Here is a 17,121-nt window from a genome sequence, read left to right as displayed (position 1 = left end):
CATTAAAACACGACGATTAACCACATGGATGCGCACACGGCGTGTGTATTAAGACATTGTATTTTTTAAGGGTGAGAATTATGAGCGTTATCGCATTGATACCCAAAGCGTTTAGCTTGAGTTTATTGGCTGTGCTGATCAGCGCCAGCTTAAGTGGATGCAGTAAAACAGAACAGGAAACAGAGCCTAGTCAGTCTGTAACACCGAATGATGTGGTCGCATCTAGCTTACCCAATAGTCCGAATGGCTACAGTATCGCTGGCAAGTCTACCGATATTAATATTTGGCCGCAGTTAACTATCCCCCATAAAAATCAGCCGGATGTTGAAAAGCGAGTCGCAGATTTACTTGCAAAAATGACGCTAGAGCAGAAAGTCGCACAGATGATCCAACCTGAGATCCGCGATATCACGGTCGAAGATATGCGCAAATATGGCTTTGGTTCCTATTTGAATGGTGGAGGTTCTTACCCGAACCAAGATAAACATGCGACACCAGCAGATTGGATTGCCTTAGCCGACGCTATGTTTCAAGCCTCTGTGGATGATTCGCTCGATGGCATCAATATCCCAACCATGTGGGGGACGGATGCGGTTCATGGTCACAACAATGTGATTGGCGCAACCCTGTTCCCACATAACATAGGATTAGGCGCGGCCCATCACCCAGAGCTTATTCAGCAAATTGCTGCGATCACCGCCAAAGAAGTGATGGTGACTGGGATCGATTGGGTATTTGCGCCGACTGTCGCCGTAGTGCGTGATGACCGCTGGGGACGAACCTATGAGGGTTACTCTGAAGATCCTGTCATCGTTAAGTCCTATTCCCACGCGATTGTCGAGGGATTACAAGGTGGCAATGATAAAGACTTCTTATCGGATCAGCATGTTATCGCCACGGTAAAACATTTCTTAGGGGATGGTGGTACCGAAGCGGGAGATGATCAGGGCGATAATCTCGCATCCGAACAAGCCTTGTTTGATATTCATGCCCAAGGTTATGTCGGCGGGTTAACCGCGGGCGCGCAAACTGTTATGGCCTCATTCAATAGTTGGCACGGCGCTAAAAATCACGGTAATCCTTATTTATTGACCGATGTGCTTAAGACCCGCATGGGCTTTGATGGTTTTGTCGTTGGCGATTGGAATGGCCATGGGCAGGTTGAAGGTTGCAGCAATGAATCCTGTCCCCAGGCCGTAAATGCAGGCTTAGACGTCTTTATGGTGCCTACAGCCGCATGGAAGCCCTTATATGAAAACACTATCGCGCAAGTTAAGTCGGGCTTGATCAGTCAAGCGCGGATTGACGATGCAGTGAGCCGTATCCTACGGGTGAAAATTCGGGCGGGATTATTTGAAAAGCCCAGTCCTGCTAAGCGCCCTTTATCGGGTAAAACTGAGTTAATTGGCCAAGCGAGCCACAGGGACGTTGCGCGCCAAGCGGTGCGTGAATCATTGGTTTTATTAAAAACAATCAGCATTTACTGCCGTTATCGCCCAAGGCTAAGGTGCTCGTTGCAGGCGATGCCGCCGATAATATTGGCAAGCAATCGGGTGGTTGGTCTATTACTTGGCAGGGTACAGATAATCAAAATGCCGATTTCCCCGGCGCGACATCGATTTATGCCGGTATAGCAAAGGTGGTTTCTGCCAGCGGCGGTAGCGCAGTGCTGAGTGTTGATGGCCAATTCGATGCTGCGAATAAACCCGATGTGGCGATTGTGGTATTTGGTGAAGAGCCCTATGCCGAAGGCAATGGAGATATCGATAATCTTGAGTATCAAAGGGGGAATAAGCGTGACTTAGCTTTATTGCACAAGCTTAAAGCCGCTGGGGTTCCTGTGGTCTCTGTGTTTATCAGCGGTCGACCTTTGTGGGTCAATCCTGAGTTAAATGCCTCCGACGCTTTTGTCGCCGCTTGGTTACCTGGCTCCGAAGGCTCTGGGATTGCCGAAGTGTTATTCACTCAGGCTAATGGCGATGTGCAGTATGACTTTAATGGCAAATTGTCTTTCTCATGGCCGTCGACACCACAGCAAACTCAAGTGAATGTTCACGACAGTGATTATTCGCCACTCTTACCCTATGGCTATGGTCTAAGCTATGCGGATAAGGCTGATAGTACTGCACCTGCGTTATTATCGAATCGCCTGTCCGAAGATAACTTCAGTGAGCAAGTGCAACTCAGCCAGAAGCCGTTATTCGAGCGTGCCGTAAAGGCGCCTTGGAAAATGTTGATTGGCAGTGTTCAAGGTGACAAGGTTTCGATGGAACCTATCGCGAGCAGCACGCAGTCGAATGATGTTGTCACGATCAAAACTCTTGATAAACAAGTACAAGAAGATGCCCGCCATGTCAGCTTCAACGGTAAAGCGCTTGGTTTTGTGAGCCTGCAGGGGAACTTCCCTGAAGACTTACGAGCTTATCTGGCGAGTAAGTCAGTGCTCAGTATGCAAGTCAAAGTAGGTTCATCGATTACTGCGCCAGTTAATGTCGGTATGACCTGTGAAGGCGATTGTCGAGCCCATGTGGATATCAGCCCTCGGCTAAGCGCATTAAACCTTGATACTTGGAGTGAGCTAAATATAGATCTCACTTGTTATCAGGGGCAGGGGATTGATTTTGGTAAAATTATCTCTCCATTCACATTATCTTCATCGGGCGTTGTGGATATCAGTTTTAGCGATATCATCTTAAAGCCAAAGACGATGAATATGGCATCGGTCGAGTGCCCATAATATAAAACCCCGAGGCGCAGTGAGTCGTTCAAATGACGACTGCGCCTTCATTGCTTGCTGTAATAAACAGTCTTTCCTTTGACAGGGGCTAATGTTGTTTTTGGCCTGAGTTAGTTTTCAATTACAGTGTATGGCATCAGGCAGTAGAGCCGAGCTTTACAGAGCCGCTTTGCGTTAAATATATTGAGATGGAGTAAGTTGATGTTACGAATAGGTATCGATCTTGGTGGCACAAAAATCGAGTTAGTCGCATTAGACGACGCTGGTAAAGAAGTGTTTCGTAAACGCATCCCAACACCGAGAGAATATGTTGCGACAGTCGATGCGTTAGTCGCACTCGTGACAGAAGTTGAAGAAAGCTTGCAGCAAACAGCCACGATAGGCATAGGTATTCCTGGGGTGATTTCCCCTTTTACTGGCCTAGTTAAAAATGCCAATTCAACGTGGATCAATGGTCATCCCCTCGATGTGGATCTGGGCGCTCGATTAAACCGTAAGGTAAAGATCGCCAATGATGCGAACTGTTTTGCCGTATCAGAAGCGGTCGATGGCGCCGCTGCTGGCAAGTCAGTGGTCTTTGGCGCCATTATTGGTACTGGATGTGGTGCAGGTATCGCCATCAAAGGGCAAGTGCATGATGGTGGTAATGGTATCGGTGGCGAGTGGGGTCATAATCCTTTGCCTTGGATGAAAGCCGATGAATTTAATACCACGACGTGTTTTTGCGGTAACAGAGACTGCATCGAGACTTTTATATCAGGGACGGGCTTTGTACGCGATTTTCGCGCCGCAGGTGGTGTTGCTGACAGCGGTATTGAAATTGCCCAAATGATGCAAGCGGGCGATCCGCTGGCGACTCAGGCATTTGATCGCTTTATTGATCGTTTAGCTCGCTCATTGGCCCATGTGATCAATATGATAGATCCTGATGTTATCGTCCTAGGCGGCGGTGTGTCTAACATCGATGCTATTTACACTGAATTGCCAAAAGTCTTACCGTTATATGTAGTTGGCCGTGAGTGCCACACACCGGTTGTTAAAAACTGTTATGGCGCTTCATCGGGCGTGCGTGGTGCCGCTTGGTTGTGGGGACGCTAATTTTAGGCTCAATCTGAAATAGTGTTTGATATTTAAGACCGAGTTCATTTATTTGAATTTGGTCTTTTTTATTTTATCACCCAAAAGTTTTACTTGTTAGTAACAATTCTTTATCTTTGGCACTGGTAATCCCTATTCTGAGTGCTATTTTTTAAACTGAGAAGCAAAAATAAAAATGAACTAGATCAAAATATTTAGGCTCTTGACCTTCTATCCTTTGGAGTTTACTCGATGAAGCATTTGTCCATCAGTACTAAGTTGTTGTGGATCACTTCCGCCTTGTTCCTATCGATAGTCGCAATTTTATCAATCAGCCTCTGGTGGATGCTATCGGATCAAAACGCTCAGTTATCCGAGCAAGTACAAAATAGCTTACAAAACGAAACCCGCGATAAGCTCGAAGCTCGCGCCGGCGAGTATGGTGAAATGGTCGCTGGATTTATTAATGAAGCTTACCGGATCCCCTTTTCTTTCGCTGGCATGCTTGAAAGTACCGCAGAAGAATTACCCTTAAAGCGTGATCGCTTAGAACTTACAGTGGCGGCAGTGCTCAGGAAGAATGCGCAGGTCTCTTCTATGTATGCCCAGTTTGAACCTAATGGTTACGATGGTCTCGATAGCGAGTTTCTGAATGTTCAGGTGAGCCATAGTGTGACCTCGTCGGGCGCCCTAGAGGTTTATTACACTCGCAATGATGATGGTAGCGTTGAACATCAACAGGTTGATGATTCGGCAGAAAAGTACCTCAGCAGTTTGAATGAGTTTGGGATCAGAGATGCTGAATGGTATTTGTGTGCTAAAGAGACTCTCAAACCCTGTCTGATGGAACCTTATTTATACGAAATTACCCCTGGTAATACCGCGTTAATGACGTCGTTGACTGTGGCTGTACTTAAGCATAAACAATTTATTGGTGTGGTAGGGGTGGATGTCAATTTGCCAGTATTTCAGTCCCTGATTGATACGCTGTCAAAGAGTCTCTATGACGGTCAGGCCAAAGTGACCCTTTTAAGTACCCGAGGTCTAGTGGTTGCGGCCAGCCATTACAGTAAAAAAGCTCGGCCCTTATCCGAATCGGTCGATCCTCAATTGGCTTCGCAAATCATCTCGTTACACAAGAATGGCAAGTACATGATGAATGACGATGAGATTATCGTTGCTTATCCGATCAAAATTCCCCTCGCCAATGCCGAGTGGTCATTAGCTATCCAAGTCCCTAAGGTGCAGGCCTATAAGAGTTCGATCGCACTCCACGATAAAATGGATGAAATGGCGGCCTCATTAGGCAGCCTATTATTGATTGTGGGTTTAGTCGTCTCAGTTCTTGCCGTGGTGACTATTAGTCTCGTTATCCGCAGTATCATCTCTCCTCTTAAGATGATCCAAGGTCGTGTTGAGCATTTAGCCAGTGCAGAGGGCGATCTCACTCAATCGATAGAAGTGGATGCCCATGCGGAATTGATTGCCCTTGGAAAAGGGTTTAATTCCTTCATCTATAAGTTAAAGAACTTAATTGCAGAGCTAAAAACCTTAGCGGGTCGTACCCAAGAGGAAAGCCAATCCTCGGCAAAAATTGCCCAACTAACCCGTGACAGTGTGCATCGGCAGTATGGTGAAATTGAAAGTGTGGTCACAGCCGTAAATCAAATGAGCGCGACGGCTCTCGAAGTCGCTAAAGCCTCGGAACAAACAGCCTCAGAGACAGAGGCCATGTCTCGTAATATTCGCCACAGTGAAGAAAGCCTAACCAAGGCGATGGACTTTGTGGCGACCATGTCCCAAGAATCGATGCAGGCAAAAATTGCCGTCAGTAAAGTCGCTGAAAGTAGCACAAATATCAGCCGCATCCTTGAGGTGATTAGCTCCATTGCCGCGCAAACTAACTTGCTCGCTTTAAACGCAGCCATTGAAGCGGCTAGGGCGGGAGAGCAAGGTCGTGGTTTTGCGGTTGTCGCCGATGAGGTGAGGGCGCTCGCCTCTAAAACCCAAAGTTCAACCGATGATATCAGCGTGCTTATCGATGCATTGCAAAAAGAGGTGCACAGTGCTTCTGGGATTATTGATAAAGGGGCCGAGCGCGCGCAAATGGCAGTTTCGCAAACCGAACAAGCACTGATATCCCTTAACTCTATGGTCAGTCAGATAGAAGAGATCTCGGCCCAAGTAACCCATATTGCCGCCGCTGCAGAAGAGCAGAGCGCGGTGACTGAAGAAGTTAATCGCAATATTACCGGTATTTCTGATTCGGCCTCTGAACTTGCTCGCCTTGCGGGCGAGGCGCAGCAAAGCAGTGTGGTATTGGCTAACTTAGTGAAGCAGCAGCATGAGCAGTTAGGTAAGTTAAAAACCTAGCGCGCAGATATTTACTGAATTGGCTCATTGATTTTAAATAGGCTCTTTGATTGTGTTGCTGATTAAGCACTTATCAAAGGGCCTATTTTTATGGTGATGGTAATTAACAGCTCACAAGCTGAAGCTATAAAACAGTCAATCAGTTAGGGAGTCGGCTGTATATACATGGCGAATCGGTGGGGAAAATATTTTAGATACAAAAAAGCCCATTTTACAATGGGCTTTTTCGTTGAATCGGGTGGTGGCCCCTCACGGACTTGAACCGTGGACCTAACGATTATGAGTCGTGTGCTCTAACCAACTGAGCTAAGGGGCCGACTAGAGGCAATCGTCATTACCTAAAGCGGGAGGAAGTATACTAAGCTTGTTTGCGCTTGTCACCCGTGTTTTGGTTTGAAATTCACACAACTGATTCAATTGGTTATCTGTTAATCAACTTAAATGCCATCGTCGCCTAAATTTAATGCTTCCATACCGTGCTTATACGGATATTGGCGTGGGAAAGGCAATAAAAAGCCCTGCATAGGCAGGGCTTCAAATATTACTTAGCTTATTTTAGGCTTGTAACTGTCTATTCATCTAGGAATGACTTTAAGATTTCTGAGCGTGAAGGGTGGCGCAGTTTACGCAGTGCTTTTGCTTCAATCTGACGGATACGTTCACGGGTTACGTCAAATTGTTTACCCACTTCTTCCAGTGTGTGGTCGGTATTCATATCGATACCAAAACGCATACGCAGCACTTTTGCTTCGCGGGCAGTTAGGCCTGCTAATACCTCATGGGTCGCGCTCTTGAGACTTTCGCTAGTGGCGCTGTCCAGTGGTAACTCGAGGGTGGTATCCTCGATAAAATCGCCTAAATGCGAATCTTCATCGTCACCGATTGGGGTTTCCATGGAGATAGGTTCTTTAGCGATTTTCAGTACCTTACGGATCTTGTCTTCCGGCATCATCATACGCTCTGCCAACTCTTCAGGGGAGGGTTCACGGCCCATTTCCTGTAGCATTTGGCGAGAAATACGGTTCAGCTTGTTGATCGTTTCGATCATATGCACTGGAATACGGATGGTGCGAGCTTGGTCGGCGATTGAACGGGTAATCGCCTGACGGATCCACCAAGTGGCATAGGTTGAAAACTTATAACCACGGCGGTATTCGAACTTATCTACCGCTTTCATCAGACCTATGTTGCCTTCTTGGATCAAATCCAAGAATTGTAGACCACGGTTGGTGTATTTCTTGGCGATAGAAATCACTAGACGTAAGTTGGCCTCAACCATTTCTTTTTTCGCACGACGGGCCTTAGCCTCACCGATGGACATGCGGCGGTTGATATCTTTGATTGCCGCAATGGCTAAGCCTGTTTCTTCTTCAACGGCGGCAAGTTTGCTACGACAGCGCAGCACATCTTCCTCAACCATTCTTAAGCCTTCGGCATAAGGTTTGTTTGAGGCCTTTTCGGCATGGAACCAGTCCAGATTGGTTTCGTTACCGGTGAAGAATTTAACAAAATTTTTCTTCGGCATTTTGGCTTGCTCAACGCAAAGCTTCATCACCAAACGTTCTTGCACGCGCACACGGTCCATCATAGAACGCATGCTTTTCACTAAACGGTCAAATTGCTTAGGGACTAGACGGAATTCTTTGAAGATTTCGCCGATTTCGAATAGGGCTTTGACCGATTCTGGGTGTTCACGACCTTTAGCTTCAATGATTTTGAGCGCATTTTCATAGGCGGTTCTTAATTGGCTAAAGCGTTCACGTGCTTCTTCAGGATCAGGGCCTTTATTGCCGTCATCATCGTCATCGCCGCTTTCTTCATCGTCCTCATCTTCGTCATCTTCATCGTCAAGATCTTCATCCGACAGTTCTGAGCCGATGTGAGTGGCTGTTGGCGCGACATCTTCTTCATCTGGGTTGACAAATCCAGAGATAATATCAGACAGACGCAGTTCATCGGCCTCAAATTGGTCGAACTGTTCAAGGATCATGGCGATCGCTTGTGGATATTCGGCGACTGAGCTTTGAACTGTGTTGATGCCTTCTTCGATGCGTTTGGCGATAACAATTTCGCCTTCACGGGTCAGAAGCTCGACGGTTCCCATTTCACGCATGTACATGCGCACGGGATCCGTCGTGCGACCAAGCTCACTCTCTACTGTGGCTAGGGCCGCCGCAGCTTCTTCTGCTGCATCTTCGTCGGTGTTGTCTTCCGACATCATCATGTCATCGGCATCAGGGGCCTCTTCGAACACCCGAATACCCATGTCATTTATCATCTGGATAATATCTTCGATCTGGTCAGAATCGACCATGTCTGCAGGTAAGTGATCGTTCACTTCTGCATAGGTTAAGTAACCTTGCTCTTTACCTTTGGCAAGCAACAGCTTGAGTTGCGACTGCGGAGTATGATCCATAGATATCATCCAAGTTGGGAAACTGTTACAACGACGGACAGTTAACTTTAAGCTAAGTGCCGCGCAAATCGTCAATTATAGCCGTGTGCACATATCTGTGCTAGTCACTGGGATAGTGAATGAGGACATTTTTTGCCTCAGTTCAATCCTTTCATGACTGAGATCAGCTTCTGTAGCTGTATCTTCTCTTCTTTAGTATGAGTCTGTTTGAGACTCAATTCCTGGTATCGCTGCTCAATATATTGATTGTTCAACCAAACTAGGGTCTGTTTAAACTTTTCAGCTAAGTTTTCATCCGCCACTTGATGGTCCCATTGGGCCAATTTATGGAGTGTGCCGCTATGTGGGCTATCTCTGAATTGTTCAAGTAGTTGTGCGCTGTTTAACTTATGCTCTCGAGTTAAATTGAGCAGCAGTGGCAGCAAATCTATGCCGGGCATCTGCAGGTGGTTAAGTGCGGGCTGTGGGGGTAAACCCATTCCCAGCTGAGGATGCTGTACTAACAGTGCGATGGCGAGTCGCAAAGGGGTACCGCGTCCTTTGAGTCCTGCTGAAGCGGTAGGCTTAGTTTGTTTGACACTAAATCCTAGCTTTTTCTTCATATCATCTGAACTATTCATTCCGAGCTTGTGAGCTAAGTTCTCAAGCAGCAAATTTTGTAGCACAGTATCTTGAATTTTTTCAATTAGGATAAAGGCTTGCTTGGCTAAGTTACCTTTATCCGTACCGTATTTTGTCGCTAGGGTATCGAAGAGAAACTCGGGTAGCGATATGGCGCTATTCATCAGAGTTTCGAAGGCTTCTTTACCTATTTTTCGTACCATAGAGTCCGGATCTTCTGCCTGGGGCAGAAACATAAATCGCACTTGATCACCGGGCTTTAAGAGCGGCAACGCCGTTTCTAAGGCTCGCCACGCTGCCTCTGTGCCTGCACGATCTCCGTCGTAACAGCAAACGACTTCCTTGGCACTACGAAGTAACAATTGAAACTGTTCCGCCGTAGTGGATGTCCCTAGGGAGGCCACAGCATAGTCGACACCGTATTGTGCAAGGGCAACTACGTCCATATAACCCTCGACAATCAGCACCTTGTCAGGATCGCGATGACGTTGCTTTAGCTCGTATAGACCATAAAGCTCATTACCCTTATGAAATATAGGCGTTTCTGGTGAATTCAAGTACTTGGGGGTGCCATCTCCCAATACTCTGCCACCAAATCCAATCACACGGCCACGACGGTCGCGGATAGGAAACATAAGCCGGTCACGGAATCTGTCGTATCTTTTACCGCTGTCATTGCTGATCAGCATGCCGGCGGTAAGCAGTTTGTCCTGTGCGTCTTGGTTTTGACGGTAGCGGCCCAATAAACCGTCCCAACCATCGGGCGCAAACCCAATACCAAAATGTTCCACTATATCATCGGATAAGCCGCGATAGGCGAGGTAGTCGACGACCTTTTGTTTATCTTGGTGTTGTCTAAGCTGGGTCTGAAAGTAGCGGCTCGCTTCTTCCATTAATTGGTATAAGTCGCGGCTTAAGCCATCATCATGGCGTTTGCCTACACCTTGCTCTCTGGGAACTTCTAACCCAAGTTGTCCTGCCAGATCTTCTATTGCATCAACAAAGTCGAGTCGGTCATATTCCATCACAAAATCGATGGCGTTGCCGTGGGCACCGCAGCCAAAACAATGATAAAACTGCTTATCACGGCTAACGGTAAACGAAGGTGATTTTTCGCTATGAAAAGGACAACAGGCCGAGTAGTTTTTACCCGCCTTTTTCAAGGGCACCTTACGATCGATTAACTCGACAATGTCGGTGCGAGCGATTAGCTCATTGATAAAATCACGAGGTATTGCCATTGAGTGCTTAAAATCTCGCCTAGAGCGAATTTAAACAAACAAGCCGCGCATAGGCACGGCTTGTTCATACATTGAAACGCTAATTATTGCAATTTTGCGCGGATCATAGCGCCGATAGCGCCCATGTCTGCACGTCCTTGAACTTTAGGTTTTAATGCTCCCATTACTTTGCCCATATCCGCCATGGAGGATGCACCTATTTCGACAATAGCTGCATCGATGAACGCTGCGATTTCCGCCTCAGTGAGGGGAGTCGGCAGGAAAGCTTCAATGACTTGAATCTCTGCTGCTTCCGCTTCGGCCAACTCGTTACGACCCGCTGCTTCAAATTGAGCAATCGAATCACGACGTTGTTTCACCATTTTGGTTAAGACAGCTATAACCTGCTCATCAGTCAGAGTTTCGCGGGTATCCACTTCAATCTGTTTAATGGCGGCTAATGCCATACGAATAGTCCCCAATCTCGCCTTCTCTTTGGCGATCATGGCCTGTTTCATATGGTCTTTTAGCTGATCAATTAGGCTCATAAGAGATTAGTATAAACGTACGCGACGTGCGTTTTCGCGAGAAAGCTTTTTAGCTAAACGTTTAACTGCAGCTGCTTTTGCGCGCTTACGTGCAGTAGTTGGCTTCTCGTAGAATTCACGAGCACGCACGTCGGCTAAAATACCAGCTTTTTCACAAGAGCGCTTGAAACGACGCAGAGCTACGTCGAATGGTTCGTTTTCACGTACTTTAATAATTGGCATACGCCATCACCCCTTAGGTGTAGGTTGTGTGGTTCAATTGCTCGAACCAAGTCTATTTAAAATGGTGCGGAATTTTATACCGAGACAACTAGGCTTGTAAAGCCCTAATACAGGACTGTGTTTGCGGACGGGGAGAATATAGGGCTATGTAACTGGAGTAATTGTTTGCATGCAGGTAGAATTGACGCCCTTTTATTATTTTCTGATGAGGCACCATGCGGGTTTTAGGTATTGAGACATCCTGTGACGAGACAGGCATTGCCGTCTACGACGATGGGCTGGGATTACTCTCCCATGCTTTATATAGTCAAGTGAAATTGCATGCAGATTACGGTGGTGTGGTGCCTGAATTAGCTTCCCGCGATCATGTGCGTAAGATAGTGCCACTTATTCGTCAGGCACTTAAAGATGCGAATACTGATATTGCTGATCTCGATGGGATTGCCTATACCAAGGGGCCAGGGTTGATTGGCGCCCTATTAGTCGGTGCCTGCGTTGGACGTTCGCTGGCGTTTGCATGGAATAAGCCCGCGATTGGGGTGCATCATATGGAAGGGCATTTACTCGCGCCCATGCTGGAAGATGATGCACCAGAGTTTCCGTTTGTGGCGCTGTTAGTGTCTGGTGGTCATTCGATGTTGGTCAAAGTCGATGGCATAGGTCTTTATGAAGTGCTCGGTGAATCAGTTGACGATGCTGCTGGTGAAGCTTTTGATAAAACAGCAAAATTAATGGGTTTGGATTACCCTGGTGGCCCTCGTTTGGCGAAACTTGCCGCCAAAGGCGTGCCTGCGGGTTATCAATTTCCCCGTCCTATGACGGATAGACCTGGGCTAGATTTTAGTTTCTCAGGGCTAAAGACCTTTACCGCCAATACCATTGCCGCAGAGCCCGATGATGAGCAGACTCGTGCTAATATTGCTAGGGCCTTTGAAGAGGCCGTGGTTGATACTTTGGCGATAAAATGCCGCCGCGCATTAAAACAAACGGGCTATAACCGTTTAGTAATAGCCGGTGGAGTGAGTGCCAACACTCGTCTACGGGAAACCCTGGCCGAGATGATGGCTTCGATCGGTGGTCGAGTTTATTATCCCCGCGGGGAATTTTGTACCGATAATGGCGCTATGATTGCCTTTGCCGGATTGCAACGCTTAAGGGCAGGGCAATGCGAAGATTTAGCGGTAAAAGGTCAACCCCGATGGTCACTCGATACCTTACCTCCCGTCGCTTGAGTCATCCCGAATAAAATAAGCAAAATAAAAACAGCGCATCATGCGCTGTTTTTATTGGCCTCTCGATTTGGTTTTTCGCGCCATCTCTCAGGCCTTCTTAAGGTGTTTTGGGACGTCTTTTACGTGACACTTTCGATTCTTCGCCTTTGAGAAGCCGCTGAATGTTTTCCTTATGGCGTATGATGATCAGTGTCGATAACATGGCGACGGGGATGGTAAATCTATCGTCCAGCCACCAGGTATAAAGTGGGGCGAGTAGGGCGGTAATTATCGCAGCAAGGGAAGAGTAGCGGCTAATGAGCAGTAATACGACCCAAGAAGCCATAAGGCAAATGGCAAGATCATCACCAATAGGAGCCATGGCACCGAAAGCGGTTGCCACCCCTTTGCCACCTTTAAAGCCAAAGAAAATAGGGTAGATATGCCCCAAGCAAGCCGCGATGGCGATAAGTCCAAGGGAGATGGCATCGATCCCCATTAAATAGGCAAGATAAGTCGGTAAGGCGCCTTTGAGCATATCAAAAAATAGCACCATAGCCGCCGAGCTTGCCCCTCCGATTCGCAACACATTCGTTGCTCCTGGGTTACCAGAGCCTTGGGATCTTGGATCCGGCAGACCTCTCATCCTACATACCAGCACAGCACTTGAGACTGAGCCTGCCAAATAGGCGCTCACAATCATCAAAAGTGTCAGTGTTAATGGACTCACATTGGTTTCCTTACGCGTCTTAAGGTATTATCGCGCCACAATTTAAAAGGCCTGTTTGGCGTGTGTATTCGGTCATAGGTTAATGCGATAACGCTATTATTAAAAACAGAGATAATTTCTGAACGAACAAATCCCTTTAGGGCCTTATCCTACTTTGGATTAGCGCGAGTAGAAAGTAAATTAGTCGTCTGTTGGAACACGGTGGATTATACAGACTCTATCGTGTTTAGCTTATCAGACCTCATAGTAATGAGTAAGTTGGAGATTGTATGGATAAGGTACTTATACGGCAATTACGTGTTGATACTGTGATAGGTGTCTATGACTGGGAAAAGAAAATCCAGCAGAGCTTATTTCTAGATTTAGATATGGCTTGGGACAATAAGCCTGCGGCAATGAGTGATGACTATCAATTCGCACTTTGCTATGAAACGGTTTCTAAACGGATCACCCAATTGATTACCGAGCAACCCATTGAACTTATTGAAACTGTTGCTGAACGTGTTGCCGAATGTTTGTTGAGTGAATTTAACGTCGCTTGGGTTAAGGTGGTTGTGATGAAGCCAGGCGCCGTTGCGACTGCCGCCTCAGTTGGGGTTGAAATTGAGCGCTCACAACAGGCATAACATATTAGTAGTGAATTATTGTCGTTTTTAAAGACTGTTCGGACATCTGCATGGCACTTATTTACATTAGTTTAGGCAGTAATATTGAACCCAGTCGCTATTTACAGGCGGGATTGCGGTCATTAAGAGAATGCTTTGGTCCACTAAAACTTTCTTCTATGTATGAAAGTGAGGCCGTGGGATTTAGCGGGACAAATTTTTTAAATATGGTGGCAAGCGCCGAAACCGATTTGAATATTGCCGAGGTAGTTGCGCTGTTTAAGCAAATCGAGCAGAATCACGGCCGGCTTGTGGGCGCTAAGAAATTTAGCCCAAGGACATTGGATTTAGACTTACTGCTTTTTGATGATCTTGTGTGCCAAACCCCAGTGGTGTTGCCCAGAGCCGAAATAGTCAATAACGCTTTTGTGTTGTGGCCTTTATCTGAACTTGCTCCGGAATTAATCCACCCTGTGCTCCATAAGAGCTATGCAACACTCTGGGATGAGTATGATAAAGATTCACAGCGACTTTGGCCTGTGACGTTTGAGTGGCCTGTAGGGCTGACGTTTTAATTTATTGATAGGGTTGTCATGGATACGTTTCAGGTAATTATTTTAGCGTTGATTCAAGGGTTAACAGAGTTTCTTCCTATTTCCAGTTCGGCTCATCTTATTCTCCCTGCCCAGCTTTTAGGTTGGGAAGACCAAGGATTATCCTTCGATGTTGCGGTTAACACGGGTTCATTATTTGCGGTCGTGATTTATTTCAGACACGAGCTGTGGGCCATGTTTAATGCTTGGATTGCCAGTATTTTTAAGGGCAAGCATTCAGATGATAGTAAACTCGCTTGGTGGATCATCTTAGCAACATTACCCGCAGTATTTTTTGGGTTTATGGCAAAGGATTTTATCGAAACCCATTTACGCAGTGCCGGTGTTATTGCTATTACTACCGTCGTTTTTGGTTTGTTTTTGTGGTGGGCAGATAAGATGTCACGCCATGATTTAACTGTATATCAAACAGGCTGGCGTAAGGCATTGTTGATTGGTTTTGCACAGGCACTGGCATTAATTCCTGGAACATCAAGATCGGGTGCCACTATGACTGCCGCACTTATGCTAGGTTTAAGCCGAGATGCCGCCGCTCGTTTCTCATTTCTTATGTCGGTGCCTGTCAGTTTAGGTGCGGCTATTTTAGTCGGGAAAGACTTAGCTGAAAGCCCTCTTCCGATTGATTATCAAGCACTCACATTAGGCACTGTGATCTCGTTTGTCGCGGCTTATCTTTGTATCCACTATTTCTTAAAAATAATCAGCCGTATGGGAATGACTCCCTTTGTGATATATCGCCTTGCGCTGGGCGCAGTCCTGTGTGGGTTTATCTTCCTATAATAGTCATAGTGGCGTTTTTCTAAGAATCGGGTCTAGCACCCGATTTTTTCGTTCTGGAGCGGAGTTAATTTTTGGAGCCGATCATGAGATTCGAATTTCAATGCCCGACGTGTGGGTTGTTATTGCAGCAGCATCAAGCTTCACAGGGGTTTTACTGTGCTAATAAACACCACTTCGATAGAAGTGAGCAAGGCTATTGGGTTTTTACTCAGCCCCAAAGGCAAAAACCGACTGGGGATTCCCGTCAGCAAGTGAGAGCAAAGCGTTTTCTATTAGAATCGGGTATTTTTTCACCTCTGATCGATAGGATGGCGATGATGATCTTGAGCTTACAGAAGGAAGAGCTCAGCCTGTTAGATTATGAGTGTGCAGAGGGCTTCTACCTGCGTGCTTTGTCTTCTAAGCTTGCAGAGCTTGCCAATGGAGTGAATGTCCATTACAGCGGCGTTGCGGACGCAGAAAATGCCATTTTTGCAGCAGCTAAAGTACAAACGCCTGGTATTTTATGTTTAAGCACCTCAAAAGTCTTACCTTTTGCCGATAACAGCATAGATTTAGTGACTGTGATTGATAAGCCTCTCAAGGGGAAAGAATCTGTTCGGGTCCTTAAAGAGCAAGGGGTGATGTTGTTAGTCTTACCAGGCCCTCGGCATTTATGGCAATTAAAGGAATATATTTATCCCGATTTGACGGAAAAATCGGTGCAAATTAATTTACCTTCAGGTTTGTCGATCAAAGAAACACAAACCCTGAGTTTCAATCTGACCGTATCAGGTGAACAGGCATTAACCTTATTAAATATGACGCCCTATGCGTGGCGGGCAACGGATAAAATGAAACACGATATCCAAGCAAAGCACTTTGAATCGCTCGAAGTGGATTTTGTATTAGTGTTGGCGCAAAAATGTTCCTATGAGCCTAAGTTCCTTAAAAACAATGATTGAATAGATTGTTTTTTAGTCTATTCATGGGCTTAGATATTTTGTTTTGAGATGCAAAATAGCCTTTTATTATGCAAGTCTATGATAGATATTGACGTTTTTATGTTGTTTTTATGTAAAGACAATCAAGGGCGGCGTTATTGTTAACTTTAGGCTTATTTGTTTTGCGATAAATATAACGTTCGTCTTGCCTTTGTTTCCCTTGGTGGCTCAATTTTTGTGATTGAGCTTTCTTTAAAATGCCTTCATTCTTCGTCTATAAAAATAACTTTTTAAGAAAACGGCGAACACTGCTTAAGGGATCTTAAAAGGATAAGTTTGGCGGAAAACTTAAAAAGCCGAAGGTTATTAAAACGGGCTAATGGTTTACTGAAGCAAAGATTTTATACAGTAGTATACAAAGGTTAATTTTAAGGCCAACAGGTTAATCGTTAGGGTCATCCTCGTGTTAATTGGATGGGCTTTGGTATTTTCTAGCTGAAGTTAATTAATTAATAGAAGGGAGTTTCTTAAATTGAAGGCAATAAAAAAAGGCTTGGATAGATGCACTGTTTGTTGTCATCTCTCACAAGCCTTTTAGCTTAACCTACTGAATTGTAGGCTAATTACTTATCATTACTTCTTGTAACGAGAAGCAACGTTGTCTAGACGGTCGTTAGCACGCTTAGCTTCTGCTTGTGCGTCCATAGCTGCTGCTTTAGCATCTTTAACGTCTGCAGACAGTTTGCTTTGCTCAGATTTCAGAGAGCCGACATCAGCTGACAATTGATCAACTTTGTTGCCCAGAGTAGCAACGCTTTCTTCCAGAGCAGTAGTGTTTGCACAACCACCTAGTAGGGCAGTCATTGCTAAACCAGCAATCATCAGTACTTTTTTGTTCATTGTAAAAAATCCCTTAAAATAGGTTGGATTTGAATGTTTCGCCACTTTGTAATCGAAACTGCCTAATTATGACATAGCTATTTTAATTTGCTACGAATATTAATGCGTTTAACCACTATAGACATATAAATTTTTTTTAAAAGC

General features: G+C 45.8%; 13 protein-coding genes, 1 tRNA gene and 1 pseudogene. 8 read left to right on the top strand and 7 right to left on the bottom strand.

Features of this window, described 5'->3' with window-relative positions; translation table 11 throughout:
* Positions 1–80 precede the first annotated feature (80 nt).
* The 3 genes and pseudogenes from SOHN41_RS13760 to SOHN41_RS13750 all read left to right on the top strand — a co-directional run bounded on the left by SOHN41_RS13760 (position 81) and on the right by SOHN41_RS13750 (position 6,187).
* Positions 81–2,737, top strand: a pseudogene (locus tag SOHN41_RS13760) (glycoside hydrolase family 3 protein).
* 201 nt (positions 2,738–2,938) lie between these two features.
* Complete coding sequence (gene mak / locus SOHN41_RS13755) at positions 2,939–3,835, top strand: fructokinase (protein ID WP_007650011.1); 897 nt, start codon at positions 2,939–2,941, stop codon at positions 3,833–3,835.
* Positions 3,836–4,066: 231 nt separating this feature from the next.
* On the top strand, positions 4,067–6,187 hold the full coding sequence (locus SOHN41_RS13750; RefSeq protein WP_007650010.1) for a methyl-accepting chemotaxis protein: 2,121 nt from the start codon (positions 4,067–4,069) through the stop codon (positions 6,185–6,187).
* A gap of 239 nt (positions 6,188–6,426) precedes the next feature.
* Here the strand turns inward: SOHN41_RS13750 and SOHN41_RS13745 are convergent.
* The 5 genes from SOHN41_RS13745 to rpsU form a co-directional block, all read right to left on the bottom strand.
* Positions 6,427–6,503 (bottom strand) — tRNA-Ile (locus SOHN41_RS13745).
* A gap of 255 nt (positions 6,504–6,758) precedes the next feature.
* The gene (gene rpoD / locus SOHN41_RS13740) at positions 6,759–8,603 is read right to left on the bottom strand and encodes an RNA polymerase sigma factor RpoD (protein ID WP_007650009.1); all 1,845 of its coding nucleotides are present in this window, start codon (positions 8,601–8,603) and stop codon (positions 6,759–6,761) included.
* A 137-nt stretch (positions 8,604–8,740) separates the two neighbouring features.
* Positions 8,741–10,465, bottom strand: coding sequence for a DNA primase (dnaG, locus tag SOHN41_RS13735; protein ID WP_007650008.1), 1,725 nt, complete (start codon positions 10,463–10,465; stop codon positions 8,741–8,743).
* An 83-nt stretch (positions 10,466–10,548) separates the two neighbouring features.
* On the bottom strand, positions 10,549–10,992 hold the full coding sequence (locus tag SOHN41_RS13730) for a GatB/YqeY domain-containing protein (RefSeq protein ID WP_007650007.1): 444 nt from the start codon (positions 10,990–10,992) through the stop codon (positions 10,549–10,551).
* A gap of 6 nt (positions 10,993–10,998) precedes the next feature.
* Entirely contained in the window at positions 10,999–11,214 is a 216-nt protein-coding gene (gene rpsU, locus SOHN41_RS13725) for a 30S ribosomal protein S21 (protein WP_006080725.1), read from the bottom strand.
* A 215-nt stretch (positions 11,215–11,429) separates the two neighbouring features.
* On the opposite strand from rpsU, the gene tsaD reads away from it, so the two are divergent.
* Positions 11,430–12,446, top strand: coding sequence for a tRNA (adenosine(37)-N6)-threonylcarbamoyltransferase complex transferase subunit TsaD (gene tsaD / locus SOHN41_RS13720; RefSeq protein WP_007650006.1), 1,017 nt, complete (start codon positions 11,430–11,432; stop codon positions 12,444–12,446).
* A 97-nt stretch (positions 12,447–12,543) separates the two neighbouring features.
* Here the strand turns inward: tsaD and plsY are convergent, their stop codons facing one another.
* Positions 12,544–13,155 (bottom strand): glycerol-3-phosphate 1-O-acyltransferase PlsY, encoded by a 612-nt coding sequence (gene plsY / locus SOHN41_RS13715; protein ID WP_007650005.1) that lies wholly within the window; start codon positions 13,153–13,155, stop codon positions 12,544–12,546.
* 269 nt (positions 13,156–13,424) lie between these two features.
* On the opposite strand from plsY, the gene folB reads away from it, so the two are divergent.
* From folB to SOHN41_RS13695, 4 genes are all read left to right on the top strand, one after another.
* The gene (folB, locus tag SOHN41_RS13710; RefSeq protein ID WP_007650004.1) at positions 13,425–13,781 is read left to right on the top strand and encodes a dihydroneopterin aldolase; all 357 of its coding nucleotides are present in this window, start codon (positions 13,425–13,427) and stop codon (positions 13,779–13,781) included.
* Positions 13,782–13,831: 50 nt separating this feature from the next.
* Positions 13,832–14,335, top strand: a complete 504-nt coding sequence (gene folK / locus SOHN41_RS13705) for a 2-amino-4-hydroxy-6-hydroxymethyldihydropteridine diphosphokinase (RefSeq protein WP_007650003.1) — start codon at positions 13,832–13,834, stop codon at positions 14,333–14,335.
* Between the two features lie 18 nt (positions 14,336–14,353).
* The gene (locus tag SOHN41_RS13700) at positions 14,354–15,154 is read left to right on the top strand and encodes an undecaprenyl-diphosphate phosphatase (RefSeq protein ID WP_037459177.1); all 801 of its coding nucleotides are present in this window, start codon (positions 14,354–14,356) and stop codon (positions 15,152–15,154) included.
* An 83-nt stretch (positions 15,155–15,237) separates the two neighbouring features.
* A complete protein-coding gene (locus SOHN41_RS13695; protein ID WP_037459175.1) occupies positions 15,238–16,098 on the top strand; it encodes a putative RNA methyltransferase in 861 nt (286 codons plus the stop codon).
* A 612-nt stretch (positions 16,099–16,710) separates the two neighbouring features.
* On the opposite strand, the gene SOHN41_RS13690 is transcribed toward SOHN41_RS13695, so the two are convergent.
* Positions 16,711–16,977 carry an Lpp/OprI family alanine-zipper lipoprotein gene (locus tag SOHN41_RS13690; protein ID WP_007650000.1) on the bottom strand — a complete coding sequence of 89 codons (267 nt, stop codon included), beginning with the start codon at positions 16,975–16,977 and terminating at the stop codon, positions 16,711–16,713.
* Between the last annotated feature and the right edge of the window lie 144 nt (positions 16,978–17,121).

The organism is Shewanella sp. HN-41, assembly GCF_000217915.1.
Classification (GTDB): domain Bacteria; phylum Pseudomonadota; class Gammaproteobacteria; order Enterobacterales; family Shewanellaceae; genus Shewanella.
The sequence above is the reverse complement of the archived record's forward strand: the minus strand, read 5'-3'. Positions and strand labels throughout refer to the sequence as shown.